This window comes from Bradyrhizobium sp. BRP20, assembly GCF_020194215.1.
GTDB lineage: Bacteria > Pseudomonadota > Alphaproteobacteria > Rhizobiales > Xanthobacteraceae > Bradyrhizobium > Bradyrhizobium yuanmingense.
Genome location: NZ_JADYVY010000010.1, coordinates 186,538 through 204,625, shown reverse-complemented (window position 1 = coordinate 204,625; position 18,088 = coordinate 186,538). Strand labels below are relative to the sequence as shown.

General features: G+C 65.2%; 23 protein-coding genes and 1 pseudogene. 9 read left to right on the top strand and 15 right to left on the bottom strand.

Features of this window, described 5'->3' with window-relative positions; genetic code table 11:
- Window positions 1-175 precede the first annotated feature (175 nt).
- From I6F33_RS23895 to I6F33_RS23885, 3 genes are all read left to right on the top strand, one after another.
- On the top strand, window positions 176-628 hold the full coding sequence (locus I6F33_RS23895) for a MaoC family dehydratase (RefSeq protein ID WP_036027191.1): 453 nt from the start codon (window positions 176-178) through the stop codon (window positions 626-628).
- Entirely contained in the window at window positions 628-1,107 is a 480-nt protein-coding gene (locus tag I6F33_RS23890; RefSeq protein ID WP_225144301.1) for a MaoC family dehydratase, read from the top strand. Before I6F33_RS23895 ends, I6F33_RS23890 begins: the two co-directional genes overlap by 1 nt.
- 197 nt (window positions 1,108-1,304) lie before the next feature.
- Window positions 1,305-1,451 carry a hypothetical protein gene (locus I6F33_RS23885; protein WP_036009412.1) on the top strand — a complete coding sequence of 49 codons (147 nt, stop codon included), beginning with the start codon at window positions 1,305-1,307 and terminating at the stop codon, window positions 1,449-1,451.
- Between the two features lie 38 nt (window positions 1,452-1,489).
- Here the strand turns inward: I6F33_RS23885 and I6F33_RS23880 are convergent, their stop codons facing one another.
- From I6F33_RS23880 to I6F33_RS23860, 5 genes are all read right to left on the bottom strand, one after another.
- Window positions 1,490-1,627, bottom strand: a complete 138-nt coding sequence (locus I6F33_RS23880) for a hypothetical protein (protein ID WP_007614812.1) — start codon at window positions 1,625-1,627, stop codon at window positions 1,490-1,492.
- Between the two features lie 327 nt (window positions 1,628-1,954).
- Entirely contained in the window at window positions 1,955-2,377 is a 423-nt protein-coding gene (locus I6F33_RS23875; protein ID WP_036009414.1) for a hypothetical protein, read from the bottom strand.
- Window positions 2,378-2,594: 217 nt separating this feature from the next.
- Window positions 2,595-3,503 carry a hypothetical protein gene (locus tag I6F33_RS23870; protein ID WP_225144300.1) on the bottom strand — a complete coding sequence of 303 codons (909 nt, stop codon included), beginning with the start codon at window positions 3,501-3,503 and terminating at the stop codon, window positions 2,595-2,597.
- Between the two features lie 372 nt (window positions 3,504-3,875).
- On the bottom strand, window positions 3,876-4,316 hold the full coding sequence (locus I6F33_RS23865; protein ID WP_109145308.1) for a nuclear transport factor 2 family protein: 441 nt from the start codon (window positions 4,314-4,316) through the stop codon (window positions 3,876-3,878).
- A 200-nt stretch (window positions 4,317-4,516) separates the two neighbouring features.
- Window positions 4,517-4,957, bottom strand: coding sequence for a nuclear transport factor 2 family protein (locus tag I6F33_RS23860; protein WP_225140462.1), 441 nt, complete (start codon window positions 4,955-4,957; stop codon window positions 4,517-4,519).
- 346 nt (window positions 4,958-5,303) lie between these two features.
- Here I6F33_RS23860 and I6F33_RS23855 point away from each other — a divergent pair, with 346 nt between their 5' ends.
- Window positions 5,304-5,690 carry a hypothetical protein gene (locus I6F33_RS23855; RefSeq protein WP_225144299.1) on the top strand — a complete coding sequence of 129 codons (387 nt, stop codon included), beginning with the start codon at window positions 5,304-5,306 and terminating at the stop codon, window positions 5,688-5,690.
- 38 nt (window positions 5,691-5,728) lie between these two features.
- Here the strand turns inward: I6F33_RS23855 and uvrB are convergent, their stop codons facing one another.
- The 4 genes and pseudogenes from uvrB to I6F33_RS23835 form a co-directional block, all read right to left on the bottom strand.
- The gene (gene uvrB, locus I6F33_RS23850) at window positions 5,729-8,701 is read right to left on the bottom strand and encodes an excinuclease ABC subunit UvrB (protein WP_225144298.1); all 2,973 of its coding nucleotides are present in this window, start codon (window positions 8,699-8,701) and stop codon (window positions 5,729-5,731) included.
- A gap of 93 nt (window positions 8,702-8,794) precedes the next feature.
- The gene (locus I6F33_RS23845; RefSeq protein WP_225144297.1) at window positions 8,795-9,022 is read right to left on the bottom strand and encodes a hypothetical protein; all 228 of its coding nucleotides are present in this window, start codon (window positions 9,020-9,022) and stop codon (window positions 8,795-8,797) included.
- Window positions 9,023-9,075: 53 nt separating this feature from the next.
- Window positions 9,076-9,300 (bottom strand): hypothetical protein, encoded by a 225-nt coding sequence (locus I6F33_RS23840; protein ID WP_036009439.1) that lies wholly within the window; start codon window positions 9,298-9,300, stop codon window positions 9,076-9,078.
- 104 nt (window positions 9,301-9,404) lie between these two features.
- Window positions 9,405-10,321, bottom strand: a pseudogene (locus I6F33_RS23835) (LysR substrate-binding domain-containing protein).
- A gap of 190 nt (window positions 10,322-10,511) precedes the next feature.
- On the opposite strand from I6F33_RS23835, the gene I6F33_RS23830 reads away from it, so the two are divergent.
- The 3 genes from I6F33_RS23830 to I6F33_RS23820 all read left to right on the top strand — a co-directional run bounded on the left by I6F33_RS23830 (window position 10,512) and on the right by I6F33_RS23820 (window position 12,482).
- On the top strand, window positions 10,512-11,291 hold the full coding sequence (locus I6F33_RS23830; protein WP_225144296.1) for a sulfite exporter TauE/SafE family protein: 780 nt from the start codon (window positions 10,512-10,514) through the stop codon (window positions 11,289-11,291).
- Window positions 11,288-11,518 carry a hypothetical protein gene (locus tag I6F33_RS23825; protein ID WP_036009448.1) on the top strand — a complete coding sequence of 77 codons (231 nt, stop codon included), beginning with the start codon at window positions 11,288-11,290 and terminating at the stop codon, window positions 11,516-11,518. The genes I6F33_RS23830 and I6F33_RS23825 overlap by 4 nt, the downstream gene beginning before the upstream one ends.
- 265 nt (window positions 11,519-11,783) lie before the next feature.
- Window positions 11,784-12,482 carry a glutathione S-transferase family protein gene (locus I6F33_RS23820; RefSeq protein WP_225144295.1) on the top strand — a complete coding sequence of 233 codons (699 nt, stop codon included), beginning with the start codon at window positions 11,784-11,786 and terminating at the stop codon, window positions 12,480-12,482.
- A 63-nt stretch (window positions 12,483-12,545) separates the two neighbouring features.
- Here I6F33_RS23820 and I6F33_RS23815 read toward each other — a convergent pair whose 3' ends face one another.
- Window positions 12,546-12,761: a cysteine-rich CWC family protein gene (locus I6F33_RS23815; protein WP_225144294.1), complete on the bottom strand. Its 216-nt coding sequence runs from the start codon at window positions 12,759-12,761 to the stop codon at window positions 12,546-12,548.
- 118 nt (window positions 12,762-12,879) lie between these two features.
- Here I6F33_RS23815 and I6F33_RS23810 point away from each other — a divergent pair, with 118 nt between their 5' ends.
- Together I6F33_RS23810 and I6F33_RS23805 are read left to right on the top strand one after the other, a co-directional pair.
- On the top strand, window positions 12,880-13,944 hold the full coding sequence (locus I6F33_RS23810) for a DUF1800 family protein (RefSeq protein ID WP_225144293.1): 1,065 nt from the start codon (window positions 12,880-12,882) through the stop codon (window positions 13,942-13,944).
- 270 nt (window positions 13,945-14,214) lie between these two features.
- The gene (locus tag I6F33_RS23805) at window positions 14,215-14,538 is read left to right on the top strand and encodes an antibiotic biosynthesis monooxygenase (RefSeq protein ID WP_036030903.1); all 324 of its coding nucleotides are present in this window, start codon (window positions 14,215-14,217) and stop codon (window positions 14,536-14,538) included.
- A 177-nt stretch (window positions 14,539-14,715) separates the two neighbouring features.
- Here the strand turns inward: I6F33_RS23805 and I6F33_RS23800 are convergent, their stop codons facing one another.
- From I6F33_RS23800 to I6F33_RS23780, 5 genes are all read right to left on the bottom strand, one after another.
- A complete protein-coding gene (locus tag I6F33_RS23800; RefSeq protein ID WP_036030968.1) occupies window positions 14,716-15,171 on the bottom strand; it encodes a GNAT family N-acetyltransferase in 456 nt (151 codons plus the stop codon).
- A gap of 86 nt (window positions 15,172-15,257) precedes the next feature.
- Window positions 15,258-16,070, bottom strand: a complete 813-nt coding sequence (locus I6F33_RS23795) for a PAS-domain containing protein (protein ID WP_225144292.1) — start codon at window positions 16,068-16,070, stop codon at window positions 15,258-15,260.
- 229 nt (window positions 16,071-16,299) lie between these two features.
- Complete coding sequence (locus I6F33_RS23790) at window positions 16,300-16,449, bottom strand: hypothetical protein (RefSeq protein ID WP_036009463.1); 150 nt, start codon at window positions 16,447-16,449, stop codon at window positions 16,300-16,302.
- 73 nt (window positions 16,450-16,522) lie between these two features.
- Window positions 16,523-16,699, bottom strand: coding sequence for a hypothetical protein (locus I6F33_RS23785; protein ID WP_162832045.1), 177 nt, complete (start codon window positions 16,697-16,699; stop codon window positions 16,523-16,525).
- Window positions 16,700-16,852: 153 nt separating this feature from the next.
- A complete protein-coding gene (locus I6F33_RS23780) occupies window positions 16,853-17,503 on the bottom strand; it encodes a glutathione S-transferase family protein (RefSeq protein WP_025032208.1) in 651 nt (216 codons plus the stop codon).
- Window positions 17,504-18,088: the final 585 nt, after the last annotated feature.

Here is an 18,088-nt window from a genome sequence, read left to right as displayed (position 1 = left end):
CTCCCCAAGGCAAATCGCAAGGCAAATCGGGACTTCAAATCGGGCTTCGGCCGTCGATCGATCCGACTCAAATCAACGCCGATCTCAAGTATGTAGCACGAGCCATGCGGGCCGGCGGGTTGAGATTGCCGCAAAGTGCGGCCACAATCTGTCATTCCCGCAAAGCTTTCCCGAGATGACCCTGACCTTCGAAGATTTCCCGCCCGGCCGGTTCGGAACGTTCGGCCCGCGCCACGTCACCCGCGACGAGATATTGGCCTTTGCCGCCGAGTTCGATCCGCAGCCGATGCACCTCGACGAGGCGGCAGCAGCTGAGAGCATGCTGCGCGGCCTGTCCGGTTCGGGCTGGCACCTGTGCTCGCTGATGATGCGGATGATGGCCGACGGCTTCATCACGCGCGCCGCGTCACTGGGATCTCCCGGCGTCGACGAGGTGCGCTGGCTGTCGCCACTGCGGCCCGGCGACGATCTCACGCTCGACGTCGATGTCCTGGAGGCGCGGGCCTCGAAGAGCCGACCTGAGCTCGGCATTGTCAAGTTCAAATGCACCGCGCGCAATGCGGCGGGGCAGGCGCTCGCCGAGATGACCTCGCCGATCCTGATCAAGCGGCGCGAGGGAGCGGCCTGATGCGGTTCTTCGAAGACATCGCGATCGGTCAGCGCCGCGAGATCGGCGCCTATACGTTCACGGCGGAAAAGATCAAGACCTTCGCCGCCAAGTTCGATCCGCAACGCTTTCACCTCGACGAGGAGGAGGGCAAGAACTCGCTGTTCGGCGGGCTCGCGGCCTCGGGCTGGCATCTCGGCTCGGCCTGCATGAGCCTGCTTGTCGCCGACGGCCAGCGCCTGGCACGCGAGGCCGCCTCGCGCGGCGAGGAGGTCGCGGTGTGGGGCCCGTCGCCGGGCTTTCGCGACCTGCGCTGGATCAGGCCGGTGCTCGCCGGCGACACCGTCGCTTACGTCAATGAAGTCATCGACAAGCGCGCCTCCGCCTCCCGTCCCGGCTGGGGCATTTTGACGGCCCGCACCACCGGCACCAACCAGCGCGGCGAGGAGGTCTATTCCATCACCGCCTCCGCCTTCGTGCCGCTGCGCAAGGGCGGTTAGATCTGTTCCAAGATGAACGGGCAAATGAGTGCGCGAGTGTTGCCCGCGCGCTATGGACGCGATTCCGGGTGGCTGCCATAAGCCTGCGCAACATGGTTACGGCGAAGCAGTTTCGCGGAACCAGTCAGTTGCTAACTAATTATGAACCTGTCGCTGTCTATTTGAAACGAATAGGCAGACGACAGGGGACGAGGACCATGGCTGATCGCGGCGCACTCAAATTTGTTGGATTCATCTTCGCGACCGCGACGCTGGCCGTGATGCTGGTCGCGGGCATGGTGGCGAAGGGCTACGCCGATGGCGCCTACACGCTGGAAGCCTCGACCGCGGAAGCGGCCCGGTAAGAATTCGTTAACGATCGCGGCCGGCATCCGGCCGCAGCTCAGCGGCTATAGACGAACGCCAGGATGGCGATCGCAACCGCCAGCAGCCCGACAAAGCGCAGCATGATCGTGCCGAATTGATTCGGCGCGGGCCGCAACGGGATCGGGTCCGTGGTGTCGGGCCGAATGCTTTCCATCTGAAATGTCCCCTGAGCCCGGCCGTAGCTGCACGGGCGCTTGGCGTTGGTCGCCGGGGTGGGCCGGAGGGTTCAATGGTGGCCGTTGGCCGCGCCACATTCTCCGCTGTCATGCCCCGGCTTGTCCGGGGCATCCAGTACGCCGCGGCCTATCGATTCAATCACCGGCGCTGGTGGAATACTGGATCACCCGCCCCTGTGCGCAATTGCGCACTAGGCGGGTGATGACACCTGTGTTGGAGAAACGGCTGCGTGACCCACCAACAAATCAAAACCGCCGCGCTCCCTTCCGGAACGCGGCGGCCAATGATGCGTTCGTGCCGGCGATCAGCTGTTGCGCAGGCCGTCGGCGGCGCGCTTCCACTGCGCGACGTTGTCGGCGATCATGCGGGTCGATTTCATCGCGGCCTGGCTGAGCTGGGCGTAGCCGGAGATCTCGCGCTGGACGCGCTGGCCTTCGGCGTGGAGCAGGTCGCGCAGGCTCTCGAGCTCGGAGATCAAATTCTCGATCTCGGCGAGCGAAGTGCCGGCGACGCGCTGGATCAGCGAGTTGACGTTATTGACGGTGGCTTCCGCGCTCGGATCGAGCGGCGGCGCGTCGGTGGTGGTCGCGGCCGGACGGCGCAGATAGGCGATGTCGTTGCGGACGAAGTCGCGGATGCCGGCTTCGACCTCGGTCACGGCGGCGAGGTTGGTGTCGACCGTCTCGGTCTCGGTGGCTTCGATCTTTTCGGGACGCATGGCGTTCATCGTTATTCCCCTGTTCGCGTTGAGCGCAGCGCGAGTGTCCCCCGCACGACGACGTCTGTGAGGCAGGCCGTATCAGGGCGTCCGATTTTGACCGCAAATGGGCCGAGATGCGGCAAGGCCGGACCATTCGGGGGTTTTGCCGTGGCGTATGGTTAGGGAAGGGTGAATGCTGCCGCGGTGATGGCCTTCTCCCCGCAGGCGGGGAGAGGCGCCGGCCTCACCAGCTCTTCTTGAAGCCCGCCGTCACGCTCTTGTTCAGCGTGCCTTGCGAGGTTTCACCGACCGAGCCTGATACGGTGACGTTGTCGAACAGCTTCTGCTCGGCGCCGAGCTTGCGCAGCCATTTGTCGTCGGTGGTCGACAGCGTCTGGCCGGCAACGATGCTGGTGCCGGTGTCGGTCACGGTGACCTTGGCGCTCTGGTCGGTCTCGTAATTGCGCGTGACGTGGCCGCCGATGCCGGGGACCGCACTGGTGCCCTGCTGGTTGACGCTATAGCCGTTCTGCAGCGTCAGCGAGGTGTCGCCTGACAGCGGCACCGATTTGGTCAGCGACGCCCCGATCTTGCTGTGCTCGGCGCCGGGATCGACCCTGGCTTCCACCGCGGTCTTGTCCCAGATCGCGCCCGCGCCCGGCGCGGTTGCCGTCGCCCAGGCGCTGCCCGAGGATTGCGGCAGGTTGCCGCCGTTGGTGGCCTTCTGCGCCAGCAGCTCGGACATCGTCCTGGGCTCGCTCGCCAGCGTCATGTCGGCGCCGACTCGGGTATCCCAGAACGAGGACACCGATTGCTTCACGGTCACCGCCGAGGAGCCGTTGGCATTGGGATTCGACGACCAGTCGAGGCCTTCCCTGGCGGCGGCCTGCGCGCGCTTCTTGGCGGCCATCGGGTCGATGCCGGTCCCAGCATCGACCGCGATCTGGCTCCAGTCGAGCTTGTCGACGTCGATGCCCTTCATGATGTCGGGATCATTGACGTCGGGGGCTTCGGCCGCCTCGGCCTCGTCGTCGGATGCGGGTGAGGAGAAGGGCGGAATGATCTGTGCCTGTAAGGTCAGCACCGAGCCCAAGATGAATGCGGCCGCCAGCAACGGCAGCCTGGTCAAGCCAAACCCTGTCGAGAATTCCATCGTCCTGCCCACGAACCCCAGCGCATGCTGTCCGCCTCACTATAGCGGTCGCAATGACCATGCGCCATTCCGGCGCCGAAAGTGCCGATTTATCGTTGCGGAATTGTGGCGGTTCGCAAGGGGAGGCGAACCAACGGGCCGCGCGAAAGGCGCGCGCCCGATGACAGGTTCGTGATGCGACGGCATCCGGCGGGGCTGGAGGCCAGGACGTCGCGATCGCCTCGTCATCGGTCCCGAACAGCGGGGCCCGTTGGCGTCCCCCCTAAAGCGCGATGATCATCATCGCGCTTCAGGTTGTTGTTTGCGCATGATCTTCTCGGAAAACCGCTTCGCACTTTGCGCTAACGCGGCCCTTCGGGGCCGGATCATGCGTTAGCCGACGCTGGTCATCTTCGGCAGATGAATGGCGCGGCCGAGTGCCTGCTCGACCAGGTCGAAGGTGTCGATCAGCACCCGCATGCTGATCAGCTTGCCGGCCTTGAACTGGGCGAACTGCGCCACGCGCAGGCTGATCGGCTTGTTGGAATCCAGCGCCGTCAGCGAATAGCGCACCATCGAGGCGGCGGAATCGACGCCCAGCATGATGCTCTCGCGGTCGAAGCGGCGGACCTGGAAATTGTCGGCGAGCTGGCGGATGACGTCGAGCACGGCATCCTTGCCCTGGCGCGCGCCGAGGAACGGAAACATGTCGATCGGGCCGTAGAGCGCCCACTCGACGTCCTCGTCGATCAGGGCCTCGATATCCCTAAAATCCCGGTCGTTGATCGCGCGGTGCAACGCACGCGAGAAACGCCAGAGGCTGTGCTCTGTCATTTGGGGCAGTCCTGAAGCTGGCTTTACGGAAAAAAACGGCAAACAACCCCATGCGCACCAAGGCGCCAGGGCTCAACTCATTTGTATACGAACAAATTAGCAGATTTCGGCCAAAACGCAATTCACGTTTTCGCAATGCACACTTGAACGGGTTTTGTGAGATTTACAATACAACCCCGTAATTGTCCGGGTCCCGGCGCTCAGTCCGCCCCGGCAATCAGCGGCCCGATCTCCCGTTCCAGCACCTGCTGCACCAGGTCGTAGGAATCGATGATCTCGCGCATCTCCGCCACCAGTCCGCCGCGAAACGTGTAGAACACCGCCATGTCGAACTGCACGATGCGGTCGTTGCTGCGCTTCTTGAAAAAAGCGTGCATGTAGGTCGCGACGGCCTCGCCCTCGGCGACGATATGCGGCGTCTTGTAACGAACCTCCGAATAGCGCGACCAGACCGTCTGCCACAGCTCGCGCAGCTCCTGCTTGCCGTGGCGCGGCACCAGATGTGGCAGCACGTCAATCGGGGCGTGGGTGAGGAAATAGACGTCGTCGGTGCAGCTGGCCAGCGCCGTCTCGATATCGCCGCGCGCGAAGGCATCGAGCAGGTGCACGACGCGTTGGCGATTCAGCTGCTCCACCGTCATTCCCACCCGCTCTCCTTGGTCTTGTGCCTTTTGCAAGCCTAGCGCGTGGTCTCACGCCGGCGCAATCCGCAAGATCACAGGGATGTTTGCAGAGGTTTTGACGTGCGAGCGCAATGCCCGGTTCATGGGGTTCGCGGCGTCTTCGGCTGCTTGGTGTGCAAGCCCGCGTGGACGAACCCGCAAAGCCGCGCGCCGGCAACATAGGCGGCCCGCTCTCGTGCGCCGAAGCTTGCGTGAACGTGGAGGGGACAGACGCAGCCGGCATCGCCGGCCTGCGTGATCCATCTCACGTCGCGCCTGTCCAGACGCCGCTACCGTCATCCCCAAGTCATCAGGGAGACGTGCCATGGCCACCATCGCCGCCACGAGAAAGTCCCGCCTGCATAACGCGCTCGAAGGCCTCGCGCTGACCGCGGCCCTGCAGAGCTTCCCGACCTTCGCCACCGCGGCCTTCCTGCTCAAGCTCGTTGGCAACCACGACCTCGTCGGCGATCCCGGCGTCGCCATCTTCGTCGCCTTCGCCTCGTTCACCCACGCCCTGATCGCCGTGACCCTCGGCCCGAGCTTCCCGCACCTGTTCAAGACCGTCTACGAGCCGAAATTCTTCGAGGCCCATCTGTCGCTCTCCGACAAAATCACGGCCTGGCGCACCCAGCCCGTCGCCTCGCTGCAACTGGTGACGATCGTGCTGCTGCTGTCGGTGATGGCCGTGGTGACGGCGAGCGTGGGGTGAGGGGGGTAACCACGAACGTCACCGATAAACCTACGCGTCTACCTCTTCTTCCACCCACCCCTTCGTCCCGGCGCCCCACCGGTCGACTTCGGCGCCGGCCCGAACTCCGGCCCTGACTGCCGCGAATCCGTCGGCTGGATGATCCTGCTGGTGCTGCCGAACGGCTTTGACGGCAGCGCGCGGCTCTCGCGATAGGGCAGCGATTCCGGGCCGTGCATCTCGTCGAGATGCGGCTTGTGCACGCGGGAGCCTTTGCCGCCGCCGGCCTTCAGCGCGGTTGCGGCACTCTTGTTCTTCATGGCGCTGACCGGGAGGTTGGCGGCATCGCCGTATTTCTTCGCTCCTGCATAGGCGCCCGCCTTGGTCGCGACGGTGCGCTGCTTGGCGGTGGGGTCGTCGACCACGGCGAGCTCGGTCGCGCGCAGGCGCTTGACCTCGTCGCGCAGGCGGGCGGCTTCCTCGAAGTTCAGATCGGCGGCGGCCTCGCGCATCCTCGTTTCGAGATCGGCGAGCACGGCTTCGAAATTGTGGCCGATCGAGATGACGTCGTCGGTCATGTCGTGGCCGCCGACCTCGACCAGCACGTGGTCGCGCTCGTAGACCGAGTTGAGGATGTCGCCGATCTGCTTCTTCACGCTCTCCGGCGTGATGCCGTTGGCGTTGTTATACTCGACCTGCTTCTCGCGGCGGCGGTTGGTCTCGGCGATGGCGCGCTCCATCGACCCCGTCATCTGGTCGGCATAGAGGATCACCTTGCCGTCGACGTTGCGCGCGGCGCGGCCGATGGTCTGGATCAGCGAGGTCTCGCTGCGCAGAAAGCCTTCCTTGTCGGCGTCGAGGATGGCGACCAGGGCGCATTCGGGGATGTCGAGGCCCTCGCGCAAGAGGTTGATGCCGACCAGCGCGTCGAAGGCACCGAGGCGCAAGTCGCGGATGATCTCGATGCGCTCGATCGTGTCGATATCGCTGTGCATGTAGCGCACGCGGATGCCCTGCTCATGCAGATATTCGGTGAGGTCCTCCGCCATGCGCTTTGTGAGGACCGTGATCAGTGAGCGATAGCCCGCCTGCGCGGTGGCGCGCACTTCGCCGACGAGATCGTCGACCTGCGTGCGGGCGGGGCGAATATCAACGGGAGGATCAATCAGCCCGGTGGGGCGAATGACCTGCTCGACGAACACGCCGCCGCTCTCGTTCAGCTCCCAGCTGCCCGGGGTCGCCGACACCGCGACGGTCTGCGGCCGCATCATGTCCCATTCCTCGAAGCGGAGCGGGCGGTTGTCCATGCAGGAGGGCAGGCGGAAGCCGTATTCGGCCAGTGTCGCCTTGCGACGGAAGTCGCCGCGGAACATGGCGCCGATCTGCGGGATGGTGACGTGGCTTTCGTCGGCGAAGATCAGCGCGTTGTCGGGCACGTATTCGAACAGCGTCGGCGGCGGCTCGCCGGGGCGGCGGCCGGTGAGGTAGCGCGAATAGTTCTCGATGCCGGCGCAGCTGCCCGTCGCCTCCATCATCTCGAGGTCGAAGGTGGTGCGCTGCTCCAGCCGCTGCGCTTCCAGCAGGCGGCCCTGGTTATTGAGCTGGTCGAGCCGCTGCTTGAGCTCGAACTTGATCGACTTGATCGCCTGCACCAGCGTCGGGCGCGGCGTCACATAGTGCGAGTTGGCGTACATCTTGATGAATTCGAGCTCGTCCTGCTTGTGGCCGGTGAGCGGATCGAACTCCTCGATGGTCTCGATGGTGTCGCCGAACAGGTTCACGCGCCAAGCGCGGTCTTCATAGTGCGCCGGGAAGATGTCGATGACGTCGCCGCGCACGCGAAACGTGCCGCGGGTGAAATCGGCCTGGGTGCGCTTGTACTGCAGCGCGACGAGATCGGCGATCAGCTGGCGCTGGTCGATGCGCTCGCCCTTCTTCAGCGCGAAGGTCATCGCGGTGTAGGTCTCGACCGAGCCGATACCGTAGATGCAGGACACCGAGGCGACGATGATGACGTCGTCGCGTTCGAGCAGCGCGCGCGTCGCCGAGTGGCGCATGCGGTCGATCTGCTCGTTGATCGAGGAATCCTTTTCGATGTACGTGTCCGTGCGGGGCACATACGCTTCCGGCTGGTAGTAATCGTAATAGCTGACGAAATACTCGACTGCGTTGTCGGGGAAGAAGTTCTTGAACTCGCCATAGAGCTGGGCGGCCAGCGTCTTGTTCGGCGCCAGGATCAGGGCCGGGCGCTGCGTCGCCTCGATCACCTTGGCCATGGTGTAGGTCTTGCCCGAGCCGGTGACGCCCAGCAGCACCTGCGAACGGTCGTTGCGGTTGATGCCCTCGACCAGCTCGGCGATCGCGGTCGGCTGGTCGCCCTTCGGCTCGTAGGACGACTTGATCTCGAAGCGGACACCGCCTTCGGACTTCTCCGGGCGCGGCGGCCGGTGCGGCGTCCACACCTTCATGGAGCCGTCGCCCTTGCGGAATTCCGGCCGGCCCTCGCGGATCAGCGATTCCAGCGCATCCGCGGTGGCCTTGACGCCCAGTGCCTCCATCTTGGAACGCGGCGGACGCGCCAGCGCTTCGGCATCGTCCTCCTCGGTGGGCAGGCCGAGCTGCCGCGCCAGTTCCGGATCGAGCGTCGGGATGGTGGCCGCAGTTCCGTAATTGGCCTGCGGCGCCTCCTCCAGCCCGGCAAGCTCGCCGGACTGACGGGCGCCCGGCGGCTGCGGATTGGGCCGCAGCGGCATCGGCCGCGCCGCATCTTGCGGAAACTCCTTCGGCGTCGAAGCCCGCGCGCGATGCGCGGCGGCCTCGCCCCCGGCGCGGCGGTCGCGCGAATTATCCGGCGGCGGCTGCAGGCCGGTGCCCGAGCCAAGTCCGGCATCGCCGCGATTGATCGCGGGATTCAGCAGTTCAGCCAGCGCCGGCCCGATCGGCTGCACGTCGGGGCGATGCGCCTTCGAGTTCGGAGCCTTGGTCTTGGGGGATTTGCTGGATTTTTCGGAGGATGCAGGTTTCTTCGCCATCAGGCGAATATGGGACGAGTCCGCCCCGCAATAAAGGGTGAATGCCCCTGGCGATGCAGGCTGCTGACAGCAGGTTGGCAGCAGCCCTGCGGTTCACGCCGCCGGCAGCGGCCCCTCGTCGTCTCCGGCGGTGACATTCGGCTCGAGGATGTCGAGATGAATGCCGCCGCAGTCGGTGCAGCGCATGGCCCAGTACTCGCATCCGGCACGGCCGCCGATCACACGGAGCACCGTGAGATCGCTGTCGCATTCCGGGCAGTTGGACAGCACTGCGCGGGCGTAGATCCGCGGCCGCGCTGCATCGGTTTCGATGATGGACATGACCGGTTCCCCCTTTTTTCGCCGCCCTGTCTCTGGTCGGCCTGGCGGACCGCCTATTCGTCGTCGCCGCCGGTCCGCAGCCGAAAACGATCGATGTGGTGCTTGGCATCGGCAATCGCGGCATCGCGATCGGGCCAGGCGAACCCGACTTCCATGGCCGGAAACAGCACGCCGTCGATGGCCACCGGGCTGAGATCGGCCCGGCGGATCCGCGCGTGCCACAGCCCCTTGCCAGCTTCGAAGGATTCGATGTCAAAGCCGTCGTAGAGGGTCGTCATGAGTGTAGGTCCCACGTTTCTTTTCGGAGGGTCACGAGACCACGTCTGCGGAATTTGGGATGTGAAGCCGTTCACAAGCAGACGGCTTTTTTGCCCGCCAGGCTTCAGTTCCGCGCTGCGGCGCGGCCGATCCGGCGCGGGCGGGCGGCGGGTTCCGATGCCGCCCGCATGATCCAGCGGCGGAAGGCGGCAAAGTCGCGCTGCTCGGTCTGGAAGCTGCGATAGAGCAGGTACCAGCGCATGCCCTTGGGCACTGACAAGTCGAACGGCGCCACCAGTCGGCCGGCCGCAAGATCGTCGTCGATATAGGGGCGGATGCCCATGGCGATGCCGAGCCCGTCGGCCGCGGCCTGCAGCGCCTGGCCGTAGAGAACTGGAACTCGGGCCCGCGCGCGTTGATCCTCGCCGTGCCCGCCGCCTTCAGCCAGATCGGCCAGTCCTCGGGTGAGTGCGCGACGCGGATCAGGCTCGGTCCTTTCAGGTCGCCCGGGCGCTTCAATCCGCCAGCAAGGCGCGGCACGCAGACGGGGGTGAGGTCGCCCGCGAACAGCGGCTCGGCGACGAGGCCGGGCCAGTCGCCGGTGCCGAGCTTGATGCCGCAATTCCAGTCCTCGCCGAACGGCACCGCGGCGCCGCCGGTGGTGAAGCGCACCTCGATGTCGGGCTCCTCGCTGCGAAACTCCGACAGGCGCGGGATCAGCCAGCGCATCGCAAAGGTGTGGCCGACGCCGATGGTGAGCACGCGCACGCTCGCAGGCGCCGTCACCTGCGCCGTGAGGCTCGCCAGCGCATCGAAGATCGGAGTCAGCCCGCTCTGATAGGCGCGGCCGGCCTGCGTCAGCACGAGCCTGTTGGCCTTGCGCTCGAACAAGGCGACGCCGAGCCGCTCTTCGAGCAGGTGCACCATGCGGCTGACGGCGGCCGCCGATACGCTCAGCTCCAGCCCGGCCGCAGCAAAGCTGCCGGTCCGTGCCGCCGCCTCGAACGCCTTGATGCCGTTGAGAAACAGCAGCCGCCGCAAATGACCCACCCTCAGGAAAGCTGATGCCAGGGCAAGATATCTCAGTTTGCGGAACAGGCGCAAGCGAGGCACAAACATCAGCGTAATTCGTGCTGATTTGTTGAAGCAGGCGCGGTGCCTTCGCCTCTCCTCGCGGGGCGAGGGAGTGAAACAGTTTGCGTCCCTCACTCGCCCTCGGGAGATTCCTTTCGTGACGCCCATCATGATCGCTGCCCTCGGATTGCTGATGGTGGCCACCGCGTTCCTGTCGGGGCTGTTCGGCATGGCGGGCGGGCTGATCCTGATCGGCGTGCTGCTGGCACTGATGCCGCTGCCGACCGCGATGGTGCTGCATGCGGTCACGCAGATGGCTTCGAACGGCTGGCGCGCGTTCCTGTGGCGGGCGCATATCCGCTGGCGGCCGGTTGCGAACTACATGGTCGGCGCGGCCCTCGCGCTCGCGGCGTGGTCGCTGACCCGCTACGTGCCGGACAAGCCGGTCGCGCTGCTGCTGCTCGGCATCACCCCGTTCATGGCGCGGCTTTTGCCGGCGAACGTCAAGCCGGACCCTGATAGCCTCTGGCAGGGCACGGTCTACGGCACGATCTGCATGGGCCTGATGCTGATGACCGGCGTCTCCGGCCCGCTGCTCGACACCTTCTTCCTCGGCGGCGATTTCGGCCGGCGCGAGAAGGTGGCGACCAAGGCGATGTGCCAGGTCGTCAGCCATTTCACCAAGCTGATCTATTTCGGCGGCATCATCGACCAGGCCGCGGGCCTCGATCCCGTGCTCGCTGCCGTCGCCATCGCAGCCTCGATGCTCGGCACCACGCTGGCGCGGCGCATCCTCGAAGCCATGACCGACCAGCAGTTCATCGCCTGGTCCAACAAGCTGATCACCACCATCGCCTGCTACTACATCGTCCACGGCGGCTGGCTGTTGCTGCGTGCGCCGGTTCTGGCCGCCTTCGACAAGGGAGGTTTGCAATGAGCTGTAACGCCGATCCGCTGGTGCTGGACTTCGTCGAATGGGTCGCGCGCGAGCCGCGCGTCTACGCCGAGGTGCTCGCGACCTGGAAGACCTCGTGCCCGCGCCTCACCATCTGGGAAGACGCCGCCGAGCGCGGCTACGTCGCGCGTGAGACGATTGCCGGTCTCGGGCTGGTGATCGCGGTGACGGAAGGCGGCGAGAGGCTGTTGCGCGCCAACGGGCGGTAGTTTCTTTGCCTCTCCCCGCCTGCGGGGAGAGGCCGACACGCGAAGCCTGGCAGATGAGGGGGAGTCTCCGCGAGTCCGTCTCTCACTGTGATTGCGGAGGCAGCCCCTCACCCCAACCTCTCCCCGTAAGAACGGGGAGAGGGAGAAGACATAGCGCAGCTCTCTCCACATCGTCATTGCGAGCGCCAGCGAAGCAATCCAGAATGTCTTTCGCGGAAGCAGCCCGGATTGCTTCGCTGCGCTCGCAATGACGGAGCACTGCTCAATGTCGCTCAAACTCTACGAACTCGTCGGCACCGATCCCGCGCGCCCCTTCAGCCCGTATTGCTGGCGCACCCGGATGGCGCTCGCGCACAAGGGCCTTGCGGCGGAATCGCTGCCCTGGCGCTTCACCGAGAAGAGCGCGATCGCGCCGCACGGCTCGGAGAAGGTCCCGGTGCTGTTGCATCATGACAAGCCGATCGTCGATTCCTGGACCATCGCGAACTATCTCGAGGACACTTTTCCGGATCGCCCGTCGCTGTTCGGCGGCGAGGGCGGCCGCGCGATGGCGCGCATGATCAATGCGTGGGGCGACATCGCCATCGTCGGCGGCATCTTTCCGCTCATCATCGCCGATATCCCGAACAATCTGAATGAGGTCGATGCCGCCTATTTCCGCAAGTCGCGCGAGGCGCGCTTCGGCGGCAAGACGCTCGAGGAGATCATGGCGGGCCGCGACACCGGCATCGTCGCGTTCCGCAAATCGCTCGAGATCATGCGGCAGACGTTCAAGACGCAACCTTTTCTCGGCGGGCAGGCACCGAACTACGCCGATTACATCGTGTTCGGCGGATTCCAATGGGCGCGCGTGGTCAGCCCGTTCAAGCTGCTCGAAGCGGATGATCCGGTCTATGCCTGGCGCGAAAAGCTGCTGGATGCATTCGACGGCTTGGCGCGCAAATCGCCAGGACATGAGGTGTAAACTTCGTAGCCCGGATGGAGCGCAGCGAAATCCTGGGCCGGTGCTAGCGGAACGATTCCCGGATTACGCTTGCGCTCCATCCGGGCTACGCGTCGCCGCTTTCCGCAAACATTCCCGGCACAGGCAATCCTCCCCCTCGATCGGCATCGGCAGCCGTGCCGTCTCCTCCGCGCACCAGCAATTGCCTGAGAGATCGCAGCCGAATTCGCTGCCGCAACGGGAACAGGTGAGACGGCGCGCAAGTGCCGGCGCTGACGGGATTTCTTTCGGATTTGTCATGTTTTACGTCGAAGCTTCGCCGTCATTTTCATGGCGGGTTCATCTGCCGCTGCAGTATATTACGCGCCGACCGGGTCGAAAGGAAAGCACCTCGCAACGCGCGAAGGACAGATCATCGATGGCCCGCGATTCGCAAGCCGCCCTCGTCGCGCTCAACCGCTTCGGCTTCGGCGCCCGCGGCGGTGCATCGGGCGATCTCGTCAACGCGAGCTCCGACCCGCGCGGCTTCGTGAAGGCGGAGCTTTCGCGTGCCAATGGCGTGCTGCTGGAAGCGCCGGGCCTGCAATCGACGCCGCAGCTCGGGCAGGCCGTGTTTGCCTATCAGGACCAGGTCAAGCAGGCGCGTGAGGCGGCGAAGGCTGCTGCGCCCGCCGAGACGCCGCCCGCCGATCAGAACGCGCCCTTGCGCCGCAATCTCTCGCTGAATGCAGCGGCAGAGATCACCGGCCAAATGGCCGATGCAAAGCCCGCCGAGAACACCGTTCGGCCGGAGACCATGCAGCCGAACGCGCCCGCGCCGCAGCCCGCCGCCAAGCCTGCGCCGCAGCCGCTCAACGTCATCCAGAAAACCTTTCGCGCCGAGGCGCTGGCGCGGCTGCAGCGCGCCACGCTCGCCGAATGCGGCTTCACCGAGCGCTTGGTCGCGTTCTGGTCCAATCATTTCTGCATCTCCGCCAGCAAGGGCGAGCTGGCGCGGATCTGGGCCGGGGCGTTCGAGCGCGAGGCGATCAGGCCGCACGTGCTCGGGCGCTTCGCCGACATGCTGAGGGCCAATGAAGGGGGCCCTGTGGGGCGTCTCGCCTTCCTGCTCGGCGGCCTCGACGGCGCGCTCGCCGAATTCGAAAGCGGATTAAGGGATCGCTGGCGCGACACCGTCGTGGTGGTCGCCACCGAGTTCGGCCGCACCGCGCGCATCAACGGCACCGAGGGGACCGATCACGGCACCGGCACGATCGCCTTGCTTGCCGGCGGCGCGGTGCAAGGCGGCCGGGTGATCGCGGACTGGCCCGGCCTCAGGCTCGCGAACCTGTATGAGGGCCGTGACCTCAAGCCGACCACGGATCTGCGCTCGGTGATCAAAGGCGTGCTGCAAGATCAGTTCGGCCTGTCCGATCGCACGCTGGCCGAGACGGTGTTCCCCGACAGCGCAAGCGCAAGGCCGATGAAGGGGCTTGTGGTCTGACTTAACCTCTCCCCGCCCTTCTGCGGGGAGAGGTCGGATTGCTCAGGCGCGTGCGCCTGAGCAATTCGGGTGAGGGGCAAGGCACACTATTCCCGAGAGGGGAGTCCATCCGATTCCCACATTGACCGTGCGTGCATCGCGCACATCGCCTACAATCGAGACCGAACTCGCGGAGGCAGCCCCTCACCCCACCCTCTCCCCGTAAGAACGGGGAGAGGGAGCGAGAGAGCACCGCATCCTGACGATCGCGCCCACAGGAGACACCACCCCATGTACATCGCCATGAATCGCTTCCGCGTCGCCAAGGGCTCCGAGGCTGCCTTCGAGCAGGTCTGGCTCACGCGCGACACCCATCTCGACAAGGTGCCTGGCTTCATCGAGTTTCACCTGCTGCGCGGGCCGGAAGCCGAGGACCACACGCTGTACGCCTCGCACACCGTGTGGGCGAATTATGCGGCGTTTGAGGCCTGGACCAAGTCGGAAGCGTTTCGCGCCGCGCATCATAAGGCCGGCGACAACAAGCCGCTTTATCTCGGCCATCCCCAGTTCGAAGGTTTCGAGGTGATGCAGACCGTGGGGCGCGGCGCCAAGTAACGCTGCCAAGTAACGCTGCCAGCAAAAAAATGCGGCCCCTGTCAGACGCGGCGACTGACGGGGACCGCTGGGGCGCATGATCGGTGACGGGGGGCCTGACCAGACGCAGGGGCAGCCTAGCCTTGCTGTGTTACGCGCGGGTGACAGGTGGAGTTATCCACAGGCTCCCGGCACGACTCAGAAGATCTTGCGATAGACGATGAAACCGGAGCGCTCCGCGACCTTGTCGTACAGGCGCTGCGCCGTGAGATTGGTCTCGTGCGTCTGCCAGTAGACACGCGGCGATCCCGCCAGCTTCGCCCGTTCGTAGACGCCATGGATCAGCGCCGAGCCGACGCCCTTGCCGCGCGCGGCCTCGGAGGTGAACAGGTCCTGCAGATAGCAGGACGGCTCGATCGCGGTGGTGCTGCGATGGAACAGATAATGCGTCAGCCCGAGCAGGCGGCCGTTGTCCTCGGCGACCAGCGCATGCATCGGCTCATAAGCATCGAAGAAGCGCTGCCACGTCATCGCAGTGATCTCGGGCGCGAGCGCGGTCGGACCGGAGCGGCCGTAAAAGGCGTTGTAGCCGTCCCACAGCGGCAGCCATTGATCGTAATCCTGCCTGGTGACGGCGCGAATGATGAGCGACATGTGAATTTCCGCGATCTCGGAGGTGCGCGATGAAGGGATGTCCTTCATACGTGATGATCGTATTGCCGATCAATCGCACACTCGCCTCACTCCGCAACGCGCAAGTACTGGATCAGCTTGCGGCCGGTCGGATCGCGCAGCGAGCGGTAGTAGTCGGCGCGCGCCGGCGCATCGGTGTGGCGCACGAGGTCGGTCACGGGCGTGTAGCTCAGCATCCGCCCGCCGTCCGGCAGTGCGGCGCAGACGAAGCGCAGCACCTCGCCGTTGCGCAGCGCGACGTTGATCGGCGTGGCATCGCCGACCCGCACCATCTCCATGCGCTGCGCGATGAAAGTGCCGAGCTCGTCCTCGGGCAGCGCGAACGCGCCGGTGTCGCGGCCGTGATACATCAGCGCGATGAAGGGTGGCTTCGCCTCGACGACCTCGTCCGGCACCGCAAAATAGTCGCGGAACGCGCGGTTGATGAATTCGGCCCGGGTCTCGGCATCGAGCAGCACGATGCCGATATCGACCTTGTCGAGCGCGGCCGACAGCCGCGCGGCAATGGCGTGGCTGCGGCGCTCGGCCGCGAAACTGCCGAGCAGCCGCTCGCGCATCAGCCCGGTGATGCCGGCGGTTCCGAAAACGGTGACGGCCAGGAGGCCGAGCGGCGCCAGATCGGCGGCGCCATGGCCGGAGACGCCGTGGCGATTGAGGAAGAACAGCGCCGCGCCGATCACCGCGACAATCGCGGTCGTCACGGCGGAGGCGAGACCTGCGAGCGCGCCGGCGAGAGCCACGATGGCGACGAACAGCGGGGCGGGCGAGGGCGCGGGGACGAAGCGATCGAGCAGCATCGCCAGCAGCAGGGTCGCTGCCGTCAGCGCCGGACCGGAGATCGCACGCCATCCGAACCGCATGGACCTGTCTCGCTCCTCCCGAAAGAGGTAAGGCCGCAACACTGGCTGATTGTTGCGTGACTGCGATGCGATTTCGTGCGGCGTGCTTAAGGCGCGGTTGCGTGGAAGCGTAAGGCTTTCGGATGATTTTAAAGCATGATCCGGAAAAGTGTGAAGCGGTTTTCCGAAAAGATCATGCTCAAACAATAACCTAAAGCGCGATGACGATTCATCCTAATCGCATCGCGCTTTAGACCATGTGCGCGCGCTGCTGCAGCGTCGGCGCATGCAGCGTCGACGTGCCCGTGCCCTTGCGCGTGCCGACGATGATCAGCAGCGAGGCCGCGACCAGGATGGCCGCAGTCAGGGTGATTGCAACGACTACCACAGGTGATTTCATCGACGTCCTGTCGCGATGCCGGTCGGCGCGGGCCGCACGGCGCCCTGAAGGCTGGTCCAGGATGAAACGGGAATCAGACCGGCAGGCCCATCGCCATGGTCGCCTTGGTCGACAACACCGTCAGGGTGACGATCAGGCACAGCGAAAGCGCGGCGACGGCGAGCGAAGCCGCGACCGCATGGGTGAGCCGGGAAGACGCGACGGTAGCGGATGGGCTCTGAAACCCCGCTGTGCCGGACGCCCGCATCATGGTCTAAATCCTTCAACACGCGAGCGAATCACCCGCGACTTTCCAGAATTTCCCAGTTTCAACCGGCAATATTGCGGCGGCGACCGCGCGGAAAGTGGCGGGATTGCGGCAGAGGCGGCCCTTATGCCCGCTATTCGCCGGAGCGGACGCGCCTCAGGCGCTCGCGGCGATGCTGGCGGGGTCGTCGATGTCGGCCGGGCGCCAGTCCATGGTCACGAAGCCGGGCGCGGCTTCGACGCGTTTGAGCCAGTCCCGGATCGCCGGGAAGGCCTGGAGGTCGAAGTCGCAGCGGTCGGCGAGGTGGGTGTAGCCGTACAGCGCGATGTCGGCGACCGTGAGCTGGCGCGCGGCGAAATAGGAATTGGTCTTGAGGTGATTCTCCATCACCTGGAGCGCGCCATAGCCGCGCTCCATCCAGTCCTCCAGCGAATGGGTCTGCAGGTCGCGGCCGCCCTTGACCAGCGACAGCCAGAAATAGGCCGCGCCGATGTTCGGCTCGAGCGCGTGCTGCTCGAAGAACATCCATTGCAGCGCCTCGGCGCGGTCGATGCGGTTTTCCGGCGCGAGCGGCGTGCCGACGGCAACGTACCAGAGGATGGCGTTGGACTCGGCGAGATAACGGTCCTCGCCGACCTCGAGCAGCGGCACCTGCCCCGACGGGTTCTTGGACAGGAAATCCGGCGTGCGGCTCTCGCCGCGCAGAATGTCCACCTCCACCGCTTCGTAAGGCAGATTGAGCAGCGCCAGCGCAAGGCGGACCTTGTAGCTGTTGCCCGAGCGTTGCATCGAATAGAGCTTGTACATTCTGGCGTTCGAAATCCGAGGACGAGAAGACGCGGCGCCCGTTGCCCCGCGAGGCGGCTAAACAATGATGCCGATGCGAATCCGCCGCAAGTGCTGGCCGATAGAAAAACTCGAAAACCCTACCGCACTGCAATGGAGGGGAAGATCATTTCGCGTCGATGCAGTTCAGTTCACATGTACGTCAATCTGCGGACACATCGCTCTACGTAGGCTACCGCATAGACGATCGAGATTAGGACGCCAGTGTTTCCGCATCGTCATGGCCGGGCTTGACCGGGCCATCCACGTCTCACTTGCCGCACGAAGAACGTGGATGCCCGGGACAAGCCCGGGCATGACGACGAGCGGTTTCCTGGAGACGTGCACCATCCAGAATTGCTCCGAGGACAGGCCTTGTCGGATATGAGCAATTCCGGAGGCAATGTTACGGAATATTGCGGGAAACCGCGCCTCGCAGCGCTCCAAATCGTAAACTTTTCCGGGATCTGGCCGAAGTTTCTTGCGGCCCAGCGGCACACGTTTTAGGGTGGCTCATTCCCACAATTGGAGTCGTGAGGCGAAGGGCTTCACGACGCTCGCCAGGAG